This is a genomic window from Streptococcus fryi (assembly GCF_053206505.1).
Map to the genome: position 1 here is coordinate 1 of NZ_JBRUGW010000035.1, position 18,846 is coordinate 18,846.

General features: G+C 38.2%; 18 protein-coding genes and 3 pseudogenes. 17 read left to right on the forward strand and 4 right to left on the reverse strand.

The features are described from left to right. The 4 genes and pseudogenes from ACVRZH_RS08470 to ACVRZH_RS08485 form a co-directional block, all read left to right on the forward strand. Window positions 1-215, forward strand: a 215-nt coding sequence (locus ACVRZH_RS08470; protein WP_447454867.1) for a hypothetical protein, incomplete at its 5' end; no start/stop codon positions are given. A 38-nt stretch (window positions 216-253) separates the two neighbouring features. Further along, window positions 254-418: pseudogene (locus ACVRZH_RS08475) on the forward strand (phage holin); the annotation flags it as partial. A 116-nt stretch (window positions 419-534) separates the two neighbouring features. After that, window positions 535-1,260 (forward strand): annotated as a pseudogene (locus ACVRZH_RS08480) (SH3 domain-containing protein); the annotation flags it as partial. A 73-nt stretch (window positions 1,261-1,333) separates the two neighbouring features. Beyond that, entirely contained in the window at window positions 1,334-2,179 is an 846-nt protein-coding gene (locus ACVRZH_RS08485) for a DUF3800 domain-containing protein (protein WP_447454868.1), read from the forward strand. Between the two features lie 446 nt (window positions 2,180-2,625). On the opposite strand, the gene ACVRZH_RS08490 is transcribed toward ACVRZH_RS08485, so the two are convergent. Continuing rightward, entirely contained in the window at window positions 2,626-2,826 is a 201-nt protein-coding gene (locus tag ACVRZH_RS08490) for a hypothetical protein (RefSeq protein WP_447454869.1), read from the reverse strand. Window positions 2,827-3,617: 791 nt separating this feature from the next. On the opposite strand from ACVRZH_RS08490, the gene rimP reads away from it, so the two are divergent. The 6 genes from rimP (at window position 3,618) to rbfA (ending at window position 9,237) form a co-directional block, all read left to right on the forward strand. Further along, window positions 3,618-4,118 carry a ribosome maturation factor RimP gene (gene rimP, locus ACVRZH_RS08495; RefSeq protein ID WP_447454883.1) on the forward strand — a complete coding sequence of 167 codons (501 nt, stop codon included), beginning with the start codon at window positions 3,618-3,620 and terminating at the stop codon, window positions 4,116-4,118. A gap of 48 nt (window positions 4,119-4,166) precedes the next feature. Next, a complete protein-coding gene (nusA, locus tag ACVRZH_RS08500; RefSeq protein ID WP_447454870.1) occupies window positions 4,167-5,300 on the forward strand; it encodes a transcription termination factor NusA in 1,134 nt (377 codons plus the stop codon). Between the two features lie 15 nt (window positions 5,301-5,315). Further along, the gene (gene rnpM / locus ACVRZH_RS08505; RefSeq protein WP_447454871.1) at window positions 5,316-5,612 is read left to right on the forward strand and encodes an RNase P modulator RnpM; all 297 of its coding nucleotides are present in this window, start codon (window positions 5,316-5,318) and stop codon (window positions 5,610-5,612) included. Continuing rightward, a complete protein-coding gene (locus tag ACVRZH_RS08510) occupies window positions 5,605-5,907 on the forward strand; it encodes a YlxQ-related RNA-binding protein (RefSeq protein ID WP_447454872.1) in 303 nt (100 codons plus the stop codon). Before rnpM ends, ACVRZH_RS08510 begins: the two co-directional genes overlap by 8 nt. Before the next feature lie 18 nt (window positions 5,908-5,925). Beyond that, complete coding sequence (gene infB / locus ACVRZH_RS08515; RefSeq protein WP_447454873.1) at window positions 5,926-8,754, forward strand: translation initiation factor IF-2; 2,829 nt, start codon at window positions 5,926-5,928, stop codon at window positions 8,752-8,754. Window positions 8,755-8,886: 132 nt separating this feature from the next. Further along, window positions 8,887-9,237 (forward strand): 30S ribosome-binding factor RbfA, encoded by a 351-nt coding sequence (gene rbfA / locus ACVRZH_RS08520; RefSeq protein ID WP_447454874.1) that lies wholly within the window; start codon window positions 8,887-8,889, stop codon window positions 9,235-9,237. Between the two features lie 232 nt (window positions 9,238-9,469). On the opposite strand, the pseudogene ACVRZH_RS08525 reads toward rbfA, so the two are convergent. From ACVRZH_RS08525 to ACVRZH_RS08535, 3 genes and pseudogenes are all read right to left on the reverse strand, one after another. After that, a pseudogene (locus ACVRZH_RS08525) lies at window positions 9,470-9,910 on the reverse strand (helix-turn-helix domain-containing protein); the annotation flags it as partial. A 208-nt stretch (window positions 9,911-10,118) separates the two neighbouring features. Then, window positions 10,119-10,661 (reverse strand): CvpA family protein, encoded by a 543-nt coding sequence (locus ACVRZH_RS08530; protein WP_447454875.1) that lies wholly within the window; start codon window positions 10,659-10,661, stop codon window positions 10,119-10,121. After that, a complete protein-coding gene (locus ACVRZH_RS08535) occupies window positions 10,658-10,969 on the reverse strand; it encodes a hypothetical protein (protein ID WP_447454876.1) in 312 nt (103 codons plus the stop codon). The genes ACVRZH_RS08530 and ACVRZH_RS08535 overlap by 4 nt, the downstream gene beginning before the upstream one ends. Window positions 10,970-11,152: 183 nt before the next feature. Here ACVRZH_RS08535 and rnhC point away from each other — a divergent pair, with 183 nt between their 5' ends. From rnhC to ACVRZH_RS08570, 7 genes are all read left to right on the forward strand, one after another. Then, window positions 11,153-12,058, forward strand: coding sequence for a ribonuclease HIII (gene rnhC, locus ACVRZH_RS08540; RefSeq protein ID WP_447454877.1), 906 nt, complete (start codon window positions 11,153-11,155; stop codon window positions 12,056-12,058). Between the two features lie 24 nt (window positions 12,059-12,082). Continuing rightward, on the forward strand, window positions 12,083-12,700 hold the full coding sequence (gene lepB, locus ACVRZH_RS08545) for a signal peptidase I (protein WP_447454878.1): 618 nt from the start codon (window positions 12,083-12,085) through the stop codon (window positions 12,698-12,700). A gap of 94 nt (window positions 12,701-12,794) precedes the next feature. Continuing rightward, a complete protein-coding gene (gene recD2, locus ACVRZH_RS08550) occupies window positions 12,795-15,158 on the forward strand; it encodes an SF1B family DNA helicase RecD2 (protein ID WP_447454879.1) in 2,364 nt (787 codons plus the stop codon). Between the two features lie 79 nt (window positions 15,159-15,237). Further along, window positions 15,238-17,571 (forward strand): endonuclease MutS2, encoded by a 2,334-nt coding sequence (locus tag ACVRZH_RS08555; RefSeq protein ID WP_447454880.1) that lies wholly within the window; start codon window positions 15,238-15,240, stop codon window positions 17,569-17,571. Window positions 17,572-17,585: 14 nt separating this feature from the next. After that, on the forward strand, window positions 17,586-18,236 hold the full coding sequence (locus tag ACVRZH_RS08560) for a GNAT family N-acetyltransferase (RefSeq protein WP_447454881.1): 651 nt from the start codon (window positions 17,586-17,588) through the stop codon (window positions 18,234-18,236). A gap of 67 nt (window positions 18,237-18,303) precedes the next feature. Further along, window positions 18,304-18,618, forward strand: a complete 315-nt coding sequence (gene trxA / locus ACVRZH_RS08565; protein ID WP_447454882.1) for a thioredoxin — start codon at window positions 18,304-18,306, stop codon at window positions 18,616-18,618. Between the two features lie 109 nt (window positions 18,619-18,727). Continuing rightward, the coding region (locus tag ACVRZH_RS08570; protein WP_447454884.1) for an IS630 transposase-related protein at window positions 18,728-18,846 on the forward strand (119 nt) is incomplete at its 3' end.

Genomic DNA, 18,846 nt, shown 5'->3' on the forward strand with positions numbered 1-18,846 from the left:
TCGATGGTGTGATTGAACTTGAGCCAGATTATGCAGAAGAAGTCAATGAAAAGCTCAAGCTAACTTTTCCAGATGTCTCAGCCGTCCTTGTTCCTGTTTCTGAAATTGAAGATGTTGCTGATGAACATGTCGAAGAAAAACCACGCAAGAAAAAACCACGCAAGGAAAAATCAGATGAAACACCAGATGAAACAAGTGATTTAGCTGCTGAATAAATAAGGGGTGGTAACACCCTTTATTTTTAAAAAGGGAGGTTATCTTACTGACTCAACAAATCGGTCTAAAATTGCCCGATAATATCAACGAAGTCACAAACACAGCTTTGACCTTGCTTGTTTTGTTGGGGGTCATCAATGATCCAACAACAGCAGGGATTTCTGATAGCGATAGAGCGTTAAGCTATCGTGAACCAAACTAAGAGGGGGAAAACAGTGAAAGCGATAGGCAAGTTACTCATAGCGATTGCGTTATATGTCTTGTTGTATATCGCTTTCTTTCCTTTTTTCTGTATGATTTTATTTTTGGAGGAATATTATGGCAACAGTAAATGAAGTAGTACAATTTAATGTCAATCTTGCTCATTCTGGAATGGGAGTAGACAAGGATTTAGTTCATGGTTTTCAGTGTGCGGATGTTCCCTGCTACACAGCTAAACATTTTTTCGGAGTTGATTTGTGGGGGAACGCTATTAATTTGTTAGATTCTGCAGAGTCAGCAGGTTGGCAAGTCGTGCGTACGCCTACTAACGAAAAACCACGTAAAGGTGCGTTCTTTGTTCAGTCGGTACTTTATCACGAATTTGGGCATACTGGTATGGTGTATGAGGATAGCGATGGCTACACTATGAAAACTGTCGAGTAGAACATTGATGGGAATTGGGATGCACTTTATGTTGGGGCTCCAGCACGTTTCAACACTAGAGATTTTACTGGTATAACTGGTTGGTTCTATCCTCCTTACGAAGATGGAGGCGTAGCAGTCCAAATTGAGCCTACAAGCCAAGAAATTGAACTGTATCCAGAGAACGGGACATTTACATTAGGTGAAGTGCCTATCAACGTTAGACGAGCTCCTAGTCTTAATGGTGAGGTTGTCGCAGTCTATGAACCAAGCCAATCGGTGAAATATGATAGCAAAGGTTCAGCAAACGGCTATCGCTGGATTTCTTACATTGGATCATCAGGTAAGCGTAATTATATGGCGATTGGCCAGACAGACCAAAACGGTAATCGTATTAGCTTGTGGGGAACACTCAAATGATTTATGTGATATAATAAAATAGCCTTTGGATCCAACACAACCACCCTCGATTAGTTCGGGGGTGGTTGTTACGTTGAAAAATCTTGGTATGTTTGTTATACTAATCTTAATGAAAGCGAGGAAATTTATGGGCGGATTTTACAATTTATATCTAGATGAAACGAAATACAATAAAGACGGACAAATAATGTATGGAATAGCAGGGATGGCTATCCTGGATAACAAAGTAAGAAATATGGGTAGTATGTTAGGTCGTTTAAAAAGTGATTTGTGGTCTTCAACACTCTCTTACCCAGAAGCTAAAAATATTGTCCTTCATATGTCAGATATCCGCTCCGCTAACACTAGGTTCAATCCGTATTATAATGTTTTTAACGCTAGGTCTAACAAAAGAAAGATATTTGAAGGGATAGAGAATATTTTGGCTAGTAATAATTGCTTCGTTTTTGGTGCAATGGTAAATCTTAGTTCTTTATCCGAAAAATATAACTTTACTCCTAGTTATTATAGAGGAGATGGTATTTGTTTAACGCATATTATTAATAATTTTGTTTGTTTTCTTAAGCACCACAGAGCTAGGGGACGTATTATTTTCGAGAGTAGAGCAGATCATATTAATAACAATTCCGATTTAGCCTTACAAAAACAATTTTATAAAATTTTGACTCACGGAACCCTTATTTACAAAGCTGTAGATATCCAACAAGCTATCACAGATATGCAATTCAAAAGAAAAGTAGAGAATGATGCAGGTTTGCAAATTGCTGATTTTATCCCCTCGCATTTTATGATAAATTTTTGTGGAAATAGCCAAGCTAAAATTAATATCTATAAAACTTTAAAAAAATTAAGATATTCTGGGAAGACATCCCAAGGAGAAAAAGATTCTAAGCTGTTCGGTGTTTGTTATATTGAATAAAAATTCTTGACGAAAAAATGATATAGTGTATAATATATATAACGAGTGTGTTTAAGATTAGTTTCTTGTGCCTTTTTGGGCAGTCATACATCGTATTAATAATAACTTCAAGGAGGGGCAGGTTTTGGCAAATGCTGATTCCAAGTAGTTAACTCTACGAACCCGACCTCCTTTCTAGACAGAGGCCTCATACGGGGCCTCTTGTCCGTTTTTATTAGTAATACTTCCTGTGCAATCATAAGGATACTTTTTTATTGCTCGGAATTTACTTGGAAAATTAAAAAACATAGTAAAATCAACGTTTTCAGCCGTTGAGGAATTTACCTAGAAAATAAAATCGACAAAATAGCGATTTTGTTAATAATTATCTTGATATAAAAGTTATTTATCGACAAATTGGCATTTTTGACAATAAAAACCCCTCAGCTTTGTAGCTGGGGGCTTTTTTAATGTTCTTTAGTCTTTAGTTCGTTAGCTAATTCAGACATTGCTATGGCAGTTTTTAATTTCATATTCATAATATCTGAATCACCATTTTTATATTTATCAACTGCCTGTGAAGAAATACCACATTTTTTACCTATCATGTAAGAAGTGTGATTATCTAGTAGCCAGGCAATGTTTTCGATATTGATGTTAAAAATCATGTGTTACCTCAATAAGAACCAGAGTGTAAAAGCAATGATAATAACCAAAAGAAATTCTAACTTTTCTCGTTTAGTTGTTTTTCTGATGTTATATTTTACTTTCATGGTGTTTTTTGTTATTATTTAAGTACACCCCCGAAGGGGTGGATAGTGATTGCTCACTATCCAATTTCGATATGCCATTCAAGAACGAAGATTAACAAGTTGATTTTGATTACTAGCTTGTTTGTCTTTAACTTGAGTGGTCTTTTTTGGTACTCAAACAATTTTCTCTCCTTTCGTTTTTTCCTTGTCTAAGGTTGCTCCTTATCAACCTTACATATATATTATATAACTAAAGTTGTATAATGTCAAGTGTTTTGATAATTTTCTTCGAATAGTTAATTAGGAGGGCAAGACATGTTTTATAGATATTAATGTTTTATCATTATTATCAACACCCGTCAAACACCCGTCAACTTGTTTTAGGTTTATGTGTTTTATTGCTGTGTATGTAACAAAAATTAGCTAAAATCAATATATCGGCAAAGCAAAAGGGGAGAAAAAAGGGCGTTTTATCCCCTCCTCTCCTTTTATCCCCTTGATTTCATGGGCTTTAAGGGGGTATTGCCCACCATTTTTCAGTTGTGAGCAGTGAGATTGTGGTAAAATAAGCTTATCATTCTTTATGAAAAGGCTTAACTAAGCTGATAGGCTAGTTTTTTCTTGTCATATTCGTGGTGATATGGTATACTGTTATTAAGTTATGAATAAGAAAGGAGGCGAAGTTGAACACTTCGCCTCTTATCCATATCAGATATAAAAAGAAGGAGGATACATTTATCGCAACGATTGTTGAATTAGTTACCGAAGTCGTGACTCCCTTGATTGAGGAACCCTTTGAATTGGTTGATGTAACCTATGAAAAAATGGGTGGCGACTATGTGTTGAGTGTATTGGTGGATAAACCGGAAGGCATTACTGTCGAAGATACAGCCTTATTGACCGAAGTCATTAGTCCTGCTTTGGACACTATTAAACCAGATCCTTTTCCAGAAAATTATTTCTTGGAGGTATCCAGTCCAGGTTTAGAGCGTCCTCTCAAAACGAAAGAAAGTCTCAAAGCAGCTGTTGGTTCCTATATCAATGTGAGTTTATATAAGGCAATTGATAAAATCAAGGTTTTTGAAGGCGATTTGCTAAGTTTTGAAGACGAAGAGTTAGTCATAGCTTATAGGGATAAAACCCGTGACAAAACAGTTACGATTCCCTATCAAACGATTGCTAAAGCCAGAATGGCGATTAAATTTTAAGGATTATCTAAAGAAAGGAAACCTTGTAAACGAACAAGGCTTAACACTATGAGCAAAGAAATGCTAGAAGCCTTCCGTATTTTGGAAGAAGAAAAACATATTAACAAGGCAGATATCATCGAGACAGTGACAGATTCTTTAAAAGCAGCTTACCGTCGTCGTTTTGGTCAATCTGAAAGTGCAGTAGTTGAATTTGATGACAAATCAGGTGACTTTAGAGTTTTTACAGTCCGTGAAGTCGTTGAGGAAGTTTTTGACAGCCGTCTCGAAATCAGTCTCAAGGATGCCTTAGCCATCAGTTCTGCGTATGAGCTAGGTGATAAAATTCGCTTTGAAGAATCGCCTCGTGAATTTGGACGTGTAGCAGCTCAATCTGCTAAACAAACCATTATGGAGAAAATGCGTCGTCAGATGCGTGAAGTGACGTACAATGAGTACAAGCAACATGAGAGTGAAATCATGACTGGTACGGTTGAACGTTTCGATGACCGCTTTATTTATGTGAACTTGGGAACGATTGAAGCACAGTTGTCAAAACAAGACCAAATTCCAGGAGAAACTTTCAAGTCGCATGATCGCATTGAAGTTTATGTCTACAAAGTTGAGAACAACCCAAGGGGTGTAAGTGTCTTTGTCAGCCGTAGCCACCCTGAATTTATCAAACGCTTGATGGAACGTGAGATTCCAGAAGTGTTTGAGGGTGTTGTTGAAATCATGGCGGTTTCGCGTGAAGCAGGAGATCGCACTAAAGTTGCTGTTCGAAGCCACAACCCTAACGTTGATGCCATCGGTACCATCGTTGGTCGTAAGGGTGTCAATATTCAAAAGGTTATCAGCAAGTTCCATCCTAAACGTCTTGATCCCAAAACAGGTCTCTTAGTACCAGTTGAAGAAAATATCGACGTTATTGAGTGGGTTGAAGATGAAGCAGAATTCATTTACAATGCCATTGCACCAGCAGAGGTTGACCAAGTTATCTTCGATGAAGTTGATAGCAAGCGTGCCTTGGTTGTTGTACCAGATAATAAATTGTCCCTTGCCATTGGGCGTCGTGGGCAAAACGTTCGTCTAGCTGCACACTTGACAGGCTTCCGTATTGATATTAAGTCTGCAAGTGAGTTCGAAGCTATGGAAACTAATCAAGCTGAAACAGAAGTGGAAGTTTCTGACGAACAAGATTAACAAGCGAGGTGTTTTATGGCAAAAACAAGAAAAATACCTTTACGCAAATCAGTGGTCTCTGGAGAAGTAATTGATAAACGTGATTTGTTACGTATTGTCAAAAACAAAGAAGGGAAAGTGTTCATCGACCCAACAGGTAAACAAAATGGCCGTGGAGCTTATATCAAATTAGATAATGAGGAAGCCCAATTAGCCAAGAAAAAACAGGTATTTAACCGTAGTTTTTCAATGGAAGTACCAGAAAGTTTTTATGATGAATTAATTGCCTACGTTGACCACAAAGTAAAAAGAAGAGAGTTAGGCCTTGAATAATACAGAAAAACTCATGAATGTATTAGGTTTAGCACAACGAGCGGGAAAACTAATATCTGGTGAAGAATTGGTTGTTAAAGCTATTCAGTCAGAGACTGCTAAGCTCATTTTTCTAGCTCATGATGCAGGCCCTAATCTAACCAAAAAAATCAAGGATAAAAGTAACTATTATGAATTAGAAGTCTTTACAGTGTTATCAACACTGGAATTAAGCGCTGCTATCGGACGTAGTCGAAAGGTTATTGCCGTTACAGACGCCGGATTTTCAAAGAAAATGAGGACTCTTATGGACTAAAGAATAGGAGGACAAGATTTGTCTAAGAAAAGATTACATGAAATCGCAAAAGAACTTGGAAAAGCAAGTAAGGAAGTTGTCGAACGAGCAAAAGAGCTTGGTATGGAAGTTAAAAGCCATGCTTCATCAGTAGAGGCAGAACTAGCTCAGAAGATTATCGATAGTTTTTCGGCGATAAGCTCTAGTAAAACGACTACCAAGCCACCTGTCGAAAAAGCAATGACAGATAAAATTTCTGCGACAGATTCAAAAGCTAAAGTTGAGGAAGTAAAGTCAGAAGTGCTACAAGAAAAGCAAGTATCAGAAACTACTTCAACATCAGCTAGACCGAAAAGTCGTAATTTTAAAGCTGAGCGTGAAGCCCGTGCCAAAGCAGAAGCAGAACGTCGTCAGCAAAGAAGTGGTCATAGTGAAGCCCGTCGTAAAGACAGTAAACCTGAACAAAAAGGTTCAAAGCCTCGTTCTGACCGTCGTCAAGAACACCAAAGAGGTCGTGAAGAACGTCATCGTGATTCGCAGAGCAAAGGTGGACAAGTCAAAGGGCAACAAACTGTGCAAGGATCTGTTAAAGGAACGTTTAAAGAAAGACAAGCTCAAAGTCGTCCAGCTCAATCAGCTCCTAAAATTGACTTTAAGGCAAGAGCGGCAGCTTTAAAAGCGGAACAAAACGCAGAGTATTCACGTCAAAGTGAGGACCGTTTCCGTCAGGAACAACTTGCTAAGCAAAAAGCTGAACAGGAAGCCCAGCAAGCAAGAGCAGCAAAATTGAAAGCTGAAGAAGAGGCACGTCAAGCTGTGGAACGCCTGAAAGAAGCTGAATTAAATCAAACGACTTCAGCTGCACCTGTTCCACATGCTGTAGATAATAACTACAGCCGCAAAAAAGCGCGTCCAGAAAAATCACGTCACCAAGATGATGAGAATGAAGATGGACCTAAACAAAAAAATAAGAATAACTGGAAAAATCAGAACCAAGTGAGAAATCAAAAAACAAGTAACTGGAATAACAACAAGAAGAATAAAAAAGGTAAGGGTAATCAAAAGGAAGCTCCAAAACCAGTCACAGAGCGTAAATTCCATGAATTACCAAAAGAATTTGAATATACTGAGGGGATGACTGTCGCAGACATCGCAAAACGTATCAAACGTGAGCCAGCTGAAATTGTTAAGAAACTCTTTATGATGGGTGTTATGGCGACACAAAACCAATCCCTAGATGCTGATACTATTGAATTGCTTATGGTGGATTACGGTATTGAAGCCCGTCAAAAAGTTGAAGTTGATAATGCTGATATTGAGCGTTTCTTTGTTGATGAAGACTACCTAAATCCTGAGAATATGGTTGAGAGAGCGCCTGTTGTAACGATCATGGGACACGTTGACCATGGTAAAACAACGCTTCTTGATACGCTACGTAATTCGCGCGTGGCAACAGGAGAAGCTGGTGGTATCACACAGCATATCGGTGCCTACCAAATTGAAGAAGATGGTAAGTTAATCACTTTCTTGGATACGCCTGGACACGCGGCCTTTACAAGCATGCGTGCGCGTGGTGCTTCTGTGACAGATATTACCATTTTGATTGTGGCGGCAGATGATGGAGTTATGCCGCAGACGATTGAAGCGATTAACCATTCGAAAGCAGCCAATGTTCCAATCATCGTTGCTATTAACAAGATTGATAAGCCTGATGCAAACCCAGAGCGAGTTATCGGTGAATTAGCAGAGCATGGCATCATCTCAACAGCTTGGGGTGGTGACTGTGAATTTGTTGAAATTTCTGCCAAGTTCGGTAAGAATATCGAAGAATTGCTTGAGACTGTTCTTCTTGTCGCAGAAATCCAAGAATTGAAAGCAGATCCAACAGTCCGTGCTATTGGTACAGTTATTGAAGCACGTTTGGATAAAGGAAAAGGTGCGGTTGCAACCCTTCTTGTGCAACAAGGGACGCTGAATATCCAAGACCCAATCGTTGTCGGAAATACCTTTGGACGTGTCCGTGCTATGACAAATGATCTTGGTCGTCGCGTGAAGTCTGCAGCACCTTCAACACCGGTATCAATCACTGGTTTGAATGAGGCTCCTATGGCTGGTGACCACTTTGCTGTCTATGCAGATGAAAAAGCAGCACGTGCAGCAGGTGAAGAACGTGCTAAACGTGCTCTCTTGAAACAACGTCAAGCAACACACCGTGTTAGCCTTGAAAATCTCTTTGATACCCTTAAAGCTGGTGAAGTCAAATCAGTTAATGTCATCATCAAAGCCGATGTGCAAGGTTCTGTTGAGGCTTTAGCAGCATCATTGCTCAAAATTGATGTCGAAGGTGTTAAAGTAACGGTTGTTCACTCAGCAGTAGGTGCTATTAACGAATCAGATGTGACCTTGGCAGCGGCAAGTAATGCGATTATCTATGGCTTTAACGTGCGTCCTACACCTCAGGCTCGTCAACAAGCGGAAATGGACGATGTCGAAATTCGTTCACATAGTATCATTTACAAGGTGATTGAAGAGGTTGAGGATGCTATGAAGGGTATGCTTGATCCTGAATACCAAGAAAAAGTTATCGGTGAGGCATTGATTCGTGAAACCTTCAAGGTCAATAAGGTTGGCACAATCGGTGGTTTCATGGTTATCAATGGTAAAGTCACTCGTGATTCAAGTGTGCGCGTTATCCGTGATCGTGTGGTTGTTTACGATGGCAAATTAGCTAGCTTAAAACACTATAAAGATGACGTGAAAGAAGTGACAAATGGCCGTGAAGGTGGTTTGATGATTGAGAACTACAATGACCTTCAGGTTGACGATGTCATTGAAGCATACATCATGGAAGAAATTAAACGTAAATAAGACGACAAGGCTTGTCACCACTGCCTGAGTAATGCTTAGGCAATGGTTTGACAAAAGCTACTTATAACAATAAGGAGGCTGGGAGTAAGTCCCAACCTCTTTCTCACAAGATGACTAAGGAAAGGAGTTCCTATGGCAAATTATCGTGCAGATGCTGTTGGCATGGCTGTCAAACGTGAGGTCACAGAGATTCTTCAAAAGAAAGTTCGTGACCCTCGTGTTGCAGGTGTAACGATTACTGATGTCCAGATGCTAGGTGATTTATCAGCTGCTAAAGTCTACTACTCTATTTTGAGTGAGTTAGCGTCTGATAACAAAAAAGCCCAAGAGGGATTAGAAAAAGCTAAAGGTACGATTAAACGCGAACTTGGCAAACAGTTGACCATGTATAAAATCCCAGATCTTGTCTTTATCAAAGACGAGTCGATTGAATATGGTAATAAAATCGACCAAATGTTGCGTGAATTAGAACAGAAGAAATAATAATGTTAATCATACTGATGTGTTGATTAACAGGTTATTTGCGGTCGGGACAAATATCGTATTCTCAATAAAAAGCGAACAAGAATAGTTTTCTGCCAGTCAGAATCCTGTTTTGTTCGCTTTTTATCTTGGCTCTTTGTCAACTGTAGTGGGTAAATGAAAAGCTAACATCTGGAGAGAATCACATTGGTTCTCTCCTTTTTGATGTTCAAGGCAGTCAAAATCCTTCTCTATTTTCTGGTAGCCAGTTCAGGTCTGTCTTAAATTGGAACTCCTTTAGCTTTCTGATGACAGTTGATGTTGATACAGCTAGGGTTTGAGCGATAGAAGTCATGGTCACATTCTCAATGAGTTTCTGTGCGATTTTCTGATTAAGGATGACAGGTATCTGGTGATTTTTCTTGACTAGAGAGGTCTCAGCGACGGTTATTTTTCTGCAGTCATGGCAGCGAAAACGTCGCTTTCTCAACCGAATTAGTGTCTTGTAGCCGGCACATTCTAGATAAGGTATTTTGGATGCTTTCTGGAAGTCGTATTTGGCCATTTGACCTTGACAATGGTGACATTTTGGGGTGGGATAGTCCAGTTTAGCGATGATTTCCTTATGTGTTCCCGCCTCTTTATAATCCAAGATAGTGATATTAGGGTCTTTTATTCCGAGTAGGTTTGTGATAAAATCCTCGCTTTTTTATTTTTAGGCTCGGGAAGAACTAGTCACTCCCCTGACTAGTTCTTTATTCCATATGAGTCTTTCTAATGATGGTTTGCTTGCTTTTCATTATAGGCTATATGGGACTTTTTTGGTACTCAAAAGGCCCTATAATCTCTATGGTGGACTTACCCACTACAGTCTTATAGAGCCTTTATCTAAAAGTGCCAAATTATAAAATTGCTGTCACCCACAAGTACTGTAATAGTTGTGACAAGATTGGAAGTTTAATTAAGAAACGAAAAATAAGATTATGTTCCAATAGATTTTGGATCATAGAGATAGGAATGGTAGCTAGAATGGTTAATAGCATTGTTGTGAAAAATATAGATAGTAAAACTGAGAGTCCACCGCTAATGATTTGATAATGTGATGTATCAAAACGATGATGATCAACGAAATGTATAAACAGTCCTAAGAAACGTAAAAGCAAGAAGACAGCTACATAAATAATGGTAAATGCTACACCAGAATAAAATACTCGGTCTAATTCAAAGATATTAACGGTTTTGAAAAAAAAGACAGTTGATTCTTCGGTTGGACTAGCATAAGGTACCCATAAAGTGAGAGCATCCGCTAGTCTTTTATAGTAGAAAATAGAGAACATAAATGCTACTACTGCTGAAGTCGTGTAATAAGCTTGCAGAACAATCCCTCTAGAGTAGCCTATATAAAAATGCCAAGCAAAGATAAATAGAAGAAGTAGAGATATCATTCTTCAGTACCCTCTTTAGTCTCATCTGTCTTTAGATTTTCAGGTAGAGCAATCTTTTCTTCCTTTTGGACATTATCCATATCTTTGCTAGTCAGCTCCAATTCACGAGTTAACTGAACGGATAGACTATTAATAGCCATTAAAATAGCCACCGTTTCATCATCAGCTTGGGGTAATTTTGCTTTTATAGCTTCATATTTTTCTTTTGCCAAACGTTCCACTTCTTCCATAAATAAGTTATCTTTATCAGTTGTTAGGGTTAGTGGTTTATTTCCAAATACAAATTTATAACGGTTTTTTTGATTCATAACAGTCACCTCTTTCTTTTTCATTATACCTTAAAATATTCTTTTCGTAAAATGAGAGTCTTTATTATGAGTGTTTAATATGCAAAGATTAGTCGATGTGAAAGAAGACGAAAGGCTAATAAAACTTTCTTTAAAATGAGATAAGTCTAACTTGTTTTCTGATTTTATGGTAAAATAGTTCTTATGAATACGATTGTGATGTCAATGGGTCAAGGAAAGACAACGAGTATTGAAAAAGATTTGAAAAATTACCAGATTAAGGTGAACAATCTTCATGTTACTTTTGCGGCTAAATTGCCAGGTGTTTCTGTAACGCTTTATAATTCAGGTAAAATTGTCTTTCAAGGCGTAAAAGCTTTGGAACTGGCAAAACAGTTTGGTTATGTCTCCGATATTGAGACTCTACCTTCGCAAATAGCTCAATCTGTCACAATGATAGGGACGGATGAAGTTGGGAACGGCTCTTACTTTGGAGGCATTGCAGTTGTTGCTAGTTTTGTTACTCCTGAGCACCATACCCTATTAAAAAAATTAGGTGTCGATGACTCTAAGGCACTGACAGATATAAAAATTAGGCAGATTGCACCTATTCTTGAGAAAGAAATCCCACATAAAGCTTTATTGCTATCTCCTCAAAAATACAATGAAGTTGTTGGGGAAGGAAAGAAGCATAATGCTGTTTCTGTGAAAGTTGCCTTACATAATCAAGCCATTTTTCTGTTGCTCCAAACTGGACTAAGCCCTGAAATGATTGTCATCGATGCATTTACCAGCCAAAAGAATTACAAAAAGTATTTAATGAATGAAGTTAATCAATTCTCTAACCCTGTCTGTTTAGAAGAAAAAGCCGAAGGGAAATATTTAGCTGTTGCTGTTAGCTCTATCATTGCTCGGAAGCTATTTCTTGAAAATCTAGATAAGCTTAGTGACAGTTTTGGGGTTAAGATACCAAGTGGTGCTGGTCCTAAAGCAGATGAAGTTGCTAGTTTTTTATTGAAAAAGTATGGAATGGAATCGTTGCAACAATCGGCGAAATTACATTTTAAAAACACTGAGAAAGCTATAACATTAGCTTCCCGAAAGAGATAGCCAATAAATTGAAAGGACGTTTTTATGAAAAAATCACATTTAACCTCTTTTGTTAAAGAATGGGGCTTCTTCATTCTGTTTATGTCATTATTTTTCCTTTCCTATGTTTTTGTTTGGATGAATGTGAGTGTGGATGGTCATTCAATGGATCCTACTCTTGCTCATGGTGAGCGTCTTTTTGTTTTAAAAACAGCGAAAATTGATCGTTTTGATATTGTTGTTGCAGAGGAGACGGATGATAAAGGGGAGACAAAGAAGATTGTTAAGCGGGTTATTGGAACACCAGGTGATACCCTGAAATTTGAAAATGATAAACTTTATGTCAATGGTCATGAAGTTGAGGAGACCTATCTTGATAGTTATCAAGAGGAGTTTAAGGCTGATAAATTACAGTCCACATACTCATATAACAAATACTTTAGACAATTGGCAGAACAGTCATTGGCTTTTACTACAGATAGTCAAGGAAACCCTAATTTTACGGTTGTTGTACCTGAAAAACAATATTATTTATTAGGTGATGATCGCATTGTGTCGCAGGATAGTCGTGCGGTGGGTTCTTTTAAGGCAGATGACATTATCGGAGAAGTTAAATTCCGTTTTTGGCCATTGCCTGATTTGGGGCCAATTAAGGATCGCTAAGTATAAAGAGTGACATAAGATGATAGAATGTTAGAAGCTGGGTCTCTTGGTCCCAGCCTCTTTCACTATATTCCTGATGAAGAGAGAAAAAGGCATGGCTTATTATTTTACTGGTAGTATTGAACGTGTGATATTTGAAAATAGCACCAATTTTTTTAAGATAATACTGTTAAACATTGACGATACAGATAGTGATTTTAATGATTTTGAAATCATTGTTACTGGAACAATTGGTGAGGTTTTTGAAGGGGATAACTATACTTTTTGGGGTGACCTCAGTCATCATCCTAAGTATGGTGAACAATTAAAAGTGACGCGTTATGAGAAGTCAAAACCGTCTTCATCAGCTTTGATTAAGTATTTTGCAAGCGATCATTTTAAGGGAGTTGGGGTAAAAACAGCTGAACGTATAGTGAGTTTGTATGGTGAAAATACGATTGATGACATTCTTGCAGATCCGAGTAAACTTGATAGCATTAGTGGTTTTTCAAAAGTAGCTCGTGATAATTTTATAGCAACATTAAAAGTCAATTATGGAACAGAGCAAATCATAACAACACTTGTTCAGTATGGCTTAAGTAATAGGCTCGCATTTCAAATTTTTGAGCAATATAAAGAAGAAACATTAACGATTCTTAATCAAAATCCCTATCAATTGGTGGAAGATATTAAGGGAATCGGTTTTAAAATGGCGGATAAGCTGGCGGAAGAATTGGGTATTGAGAGTAATGCACCTGAAAGACTTAGAGCAGGACTCATTCATACGTTATTTGTAACTTGCTTAGAAGAGGGGGATACTTATCTCGAAGCTAGAGATTTACTGGAAAAGTCACTGCTTCTCCTTGAGGATAGTAGACAAATTGAAATTTCTCCTGAGGAACTTGCTGGTCAATTATCGCAGTTAATTTCAGAGGAAAAGGTAAAATCTATAGGCACAAAGATTTTTGAGAATAGTCTTTACTATGCTGAGTTTGGTATCCACAAACATTTAAACAGGCTGTTAGATACAAGTATAGGTAGTGCTATTCCTTTGGATGATATCAATCAGGTTATCACTGCGATTGAAGATAGTCAGGGTATTAACTACGATGCTGTTCAAAAAGAAGCTATTCAAACTGCACTTAATAGTAAGGTTTTTATTTTAACAGGTGGGCCTGGTACTGGGAAAACAACAGTGATCAATGGGATTATCGAAGCTTATGCCCAACTCCATAACATTGATTTGAATAAGACTGATATTCCTATATTACTGGCTGCTCCGACAGGACGTGCGGCTAGACGTATGAGCGAGTTGACGGGATTGCCAAGCGCTACTATTCACAGGCATCTAGGTTTGAATACAGATAATGATTATCAAGTTCTCGATGATTATTTGGATGCAGATCTGATTATCATTGATGAGTTTTCAATGGTTGATACATGGCTAGCTCATCAACTCTTGAGTGCTATATCGTCCCACACCCAAGTGATTATTGTGGGAGATGCCGACCAGTTACCGTCTGTAGGTCCAGGTCAAGTATTGGCTGATCTTCTCAATATTACGACAGTTCCACAGATAGCGTTAAAAAAGATTTTCAGACAGTCAGAAGACTCCACGATAGTAACCCTAGCTAATCAAATTAATTCTGGGAAGCTTCCAGATGATTTTACAGAAAAAAAGCCAGATCGTTCCTATTTTGAAGCGGATGCTAGCTATATTCCAGACATGATATTAAAAATTGTTTCTGCCGCTTTAAAAAGTGGTATTCCCAAAGAAGATATTCAGATTCTGGCACCTATGTATCGTGGTCAATCAGGGATTACACATTTGAATGCAATTTTACAAAATACTTTAAATCCAAAGGAAGAACAGCTTGAATTTATCTTTCAAGAGCAAGTTTTTAGGGAAAATGATAAGGTTTTGCATCTTATCAATGATGCTGAGCAAAATGTTTTTAATGGAGATATTGGTTATATCAAAGACTTAATCCCAGCTAAATATACAGAGTCTAAACAGGATGAGATGGTTATTCAATTTGATGATAATCAGGTTACTTATTCAAGACAGGAATGGGGGAGAATCACCTTGGCTTATGCTATGAGTATTCATAAATCACAAGGTAGTGAATTTAAGGTTGTCATTTTGCCTATTACCAAACATAGTCAGCGTATGTTGCAACGTAATTTGATTTATACAGCCATTACACGAGCAAAAAGCAAGCTTATTATGTTAGGGGATATTAGGGCCTTTGATTATGCAACACGACATGAAGGAACGGCACGAAAAACCTATCTTAAAGAGCATTTCTGGTCCAATATGAACTTAATGATAGATGTGGAAACTGTTACTCCGAATGATACTGTCATTGAAGAAGAGATTAGTACAGAAGGTAGTTATGTGCTTACGGAGGAAAACATAACATTAATTGACCCGTTAATAGGTCTCACGGAATTGGATTTTGCTATATTTTCGTCGTGATTTTACCTGTGTCGAAAAGAAGAAAGCTGTCCCTGGGAGACCTTAGAAAAATAGGTTATTTTATGTTATACTGGTTGATATGAATAATAGGATTTTAGAACAGTTAGAATTTCAAAAAGTAAAGAAGCAATTTGAACCGTTTATCAAGACAGAACAAGGTTTGCAAGCATTGACGGATTTGTCACCTATGGTGGACGGTGAGAAAATCAAGCGTCGATTTTTAGAAATAGCCGATATGGGTGACCTGTTTATGGCACAACATTATCTGCCATTGGGCAGTTTGACTGATATATCTAATTCGTTACGCCGTTTAGAGCTTGAAGCAGACTTGAATATTGGGGAATTGATTCCTTTGAAACGGGTTTTACAAGTTTCCGCTGAATTACAGTCTTTTTACGCTAATCTAGATAATGTTTCCCTGAAGGTATTAAATGAGATTTTTGAAAAAATCGAAAGTTTTCCAGCTCTGCAAGGCAGTTTGCAAGCAATAAACGAGGGTGGGTTTATTGAGGACTTTGCTAGCCCTGAATTAGCAGCTATTCGTCAGCGTATTTTACAGAAAGAGTCTCAAGTAAGAAGTATTTTGCAGGATATGCTAAAATCACATGCGGACTATCTATCTGAAAATTTAGTGGCTAGTCGTAATGGGCGCAGTGTTTTACCTGTGAAAAATACGTTTAGAAATAAGCTCTCTGGTGTTGTCCATGACATTTCATCCAGTGGTAGTACGGTTTATATTGAGCCGAGAGCTGTTGTGACCTTGAATGAGGATTTGACTCAGGATAGAGCAGATGAACGTCATGAAATCGAACGTATTTTACAAGCTTTGTCTGAGATGATTAGACCTCATACAGCCGCTATTCGCAACAATACGTGGTTGATTGGGCAGTTGGATTTGATTCAAGCTAAGTGGCTTTATCTCAGGGAGAAAAAAGCGACAATACCTCAAGTGGCTAAGGATAAGTCTGTTTTGTTATTGAATGCTAGACACCCCCTCTTAGCTAATCCTGTTCCCAATGATTTGAGTTTTCCTGATGAGTTGACAGCTATTGTGATTACTGGTCCGAATACGGGTGGTAAGACGATTATACTAAAAACCTTGGGATTAGCTCAATTAATGGCTCAATCAGGTTTACCGATTTTAGCAGATGAGGGGAGTCAGATTGCCGTTTTCAATCATATTTTTGCAGATATTGGTGATGAACAATCCATCGAACAAAGCCTATCAACCTTCTCTAGTCATATGACACATATTGTCTCGATTTTAGAGGAGGCTAATCAAGATTCTCTTGTGCTTTTTGATGAGCTTGGTGCAGGCACTGATCCTCAAGAAGGTGCTAGTCTTGCTATGAGTATTTTGGAACATTTACGCCTGTCTCAGATAAAAACCATGGCGACAACCCATTATCCTGAGCTTAAGGCCTATGGTATTGAGACACCTTATGTCGAAAACGCCAGCATGGCATTTGATACGGTCACCTTACGTCCAACCTATCAATTTATGCAAGGGGTTCCTGGACAATCAAATGCCTTTGAAATTGCCAGACGTTTAGGCTTAGCTGATCTTATCGTGACTCAAGCGGAAAATATGCTTGATACGGATAAGGATGTCAATAGAATTATTGACCAATTAGAGCAACAAACAGCTGAAAGTCGCAGACGTTTGGATAATATCAAGGTCGTTGAACAAGAAAACCTGAAATTTAACCGAGCTGTTAAAAAACTATACAATGACTTTTCACATGCTTGGGATAAGGAATTGGAGAAAGCCAAGAAAGAAGCGCAAGACATTGTTGATATGGCTTTGGAAGAAAGTGATAAGTTGTTGAAGACTCTCCATGACAAATCACAGTTGAAGCCACATGAAATTATTGAAGCTAAAGGACAGCTGAAAAAATTAGCTCCTGAACAGTCATTAACCAACAATAAGGTACTGAAAAAAGCTAAGGCATTAAGGGCTGCTAAGGTGGGAGACGATATCATGGTACTGAGTTATGGTCAAAGAGGTACTCTGGTCAAACAATTAAAAGATGGTCGTTGGGAGGCTCAAGTGGGCTTAATTAAGATGACTTTGAAAGAGAGTGAATTTAATCTTATCAAACAAGAGCAACCTCAAAGTAAGCCTAAGACTAAGCAGATATCCGTTGTGAAGAAAGTGGCCAACAAATCACCGAAAGGGATACTTGATTTACGTGGTAAGCGGTATGAAGAAGCGATGGAAGAACTCGATGCCTTTATCGACCAAGCGCTTTTGAATAACATGTCTCAGGTGGACATTATTCACGGTATTGGTACAGGTGTGATTCGAGAAGGTGTGAGCAACTATCTCCGACGCAATAAACATGTCAAGAGTTTTGGTTATGCGCCACAGAATGCCGGTGGTTCAGGAGCGACCATTGTCAATTTAGAGTAAGGAGTAATGTCAACATGCTTATCATCAGAGATTATCAAGAAAAGGATGAGAAGGAATGGGTTTATACAAAAGCATTGAGTTATCTGTTTTCTCCCTTTTTTGATGATATGGAGAGGAGTAAGACCCCCTTAGATGCGGACGTTTTTGATGATAGGATTGCTCTAGTAGCTATCAAGGACAATCGTTTGGTAGGGCTTCTTGATATTGACATTTATAATAGTGAGTATAGCTGTTCTTATGCCTATGCTCCTGCTAATAAAGTTGCTTATTTTACTAACTTGGCTGTTCATCCAGATTATCAGGGACAAGGAATCGCACAAGGACTTTATGAGGTTGCCAAAGAACGTTTGCTTGAACGAGACGTTGACAAACTGGCTATTTTTACCAGAGAGGGAGATGTTGCTAATTACCTCTATCAAAAATGGGGAGGGCAGTTGGTTTGTCAGGACACACTTGTGATTGGGCGACCTAAAGACAGGTCAGATATTAGCTTTTCAGTTAATCTTGACGCTAAGCAGATAGCGTTGAAGACAGATGGCAGAACAGTTCCCTATTATCTGCGAGAAGGTGTTTATATCCTCACGAGTAAAGAGGACTTAGACCTTTTTGATGTTGAGACGACTTATGAGGAAATGACCTATGTCATTGACTTTGTGAAAGCGTAGCAAATAGTAGGCAAAAAGTAAGATTTTTTGTAAAATAGAAGTATAAAAGACAAAAGGAGTATTATAAATGGTACATGTCGTTACAGATGCAACATTTGAAGCAGAAACAAAAGAAGGTTTAGTGTTGGTTGATTTTTGGGCAACTTGGTGCGGACCATGTCTGATGCAAGCACCAATTCTTGATCAAGTAGCTGGAGAATTTAGCGAAGATGAATTGAAAATTGTTAAGCTGGATGTTGATCAAAACCCAGCAACAGCTCAACAATTTGGTATTATGAGTATCCCAACACTCTTGTTTAAAAAAGATGGACAAGTGGTTAAGCAAGTTGCAGGTGTTCATACCAAAGAACAAATTAAGGCTATTGTTGCTGAGTTATCTTAAACTACTAGAAAGAAGTAAGCTGAAAAGGCTTGCTTCTTTTTTGCTCCCAAAAAGATTACTGTGAGATATAGTCCTTTAGTTTCTGTATAGTATTTGTTATGCTATACTTATGAAAAGTTACGGAATAGATTTTAGAAAACGAGTTATTGCTTATGTAGAGACTGGTCATTCCAAAAAAGAAACGTGTCAGTTATTTGGCATTAGCACTAATACACTGTATCTTTGGGA

Bases quoted from the DNA above. Each gene is read 5' to 3' on its own strand.
- ACVRZH_RS08490 (WP_447454869.1), bottom strand. From the start codon at position 2,826: ATGATTTTTAACATCAATATCGAAAACATTGCCTGGCTACTAGATAAT.
- nusA (WP_447454870.1), top strand. From the start codon at position 4,167: ATGAGCAAAGAAATGCTAGAAGCCTTCCGTATTTTGGAAGAAGAAAAA.
- rnpM (WP_447454871.1), top strand. From the start codon at position 5,316: ATGGCAAAAACAAGAAAAATACCTTTACGCAAATCAGTGGTCTCTGGA.
- rbfA (WP_447454874.1), top strand. From the start codon at position 8,887: ATGGCAAATTATCGTGCAGATGCTGTTGGCATGGCTGTCAAACGTGAG.
- ACVRZH_RS08530 (WP_447454875.1), bottom strand. From the start codon at position 10,661: ATGATATCTCTACTTCTTCTATTTATCTTTGCTTGGCATTTTTATATA.
- ACVRZH_RS08535 (WP_447454876.1), bottom strand. From the start codon at position 10,969: ATGAATCAAAAAAACCGTTATAAATTTGTATTTGGAAATAAACCACTA.
- rnhC (WP_447454877.1), top strand. From the start codon at position 11,153: ATGAATACGATTGTGATGTCAATGGGTCAAGGAAAGACAACGAGTATT.
- lepB (WP_447454878.1), top strand. From the start codon at position 12,083: ATGAAAAAATCACATTTAACCTCTTTTGTTAAAGAATGGGGCTTCTTC.
- recD2 (WP_447454879.1), top strand. From the start codon at position 12,795: ATGGCTTATTATTTTACTGGTAGTATTGAACGTGTGATATTTGAAAAT.
- ACVRZH_RS08555 (WP_447454880.1), top strand. From the start codon at position 15,238: ATGAATAATAGGATTTTAGAACAGTTAGAATTTCAAAAAGTAAAGAAG.
- ACVRZH_RS08560 (WP_447454881.1), top strand. From the start codon at position 17,586: ATGCTTATCATCAGAGATTATCAAGAAAAGGATGAGAAGGAATGGGTT.
- trxA (WP_447454882.1), top strand. From the start codon at position 18,304: ATGGTACATGTCGTTACAGATGCAACATTTGAAGCAGAAACAAAAGAA.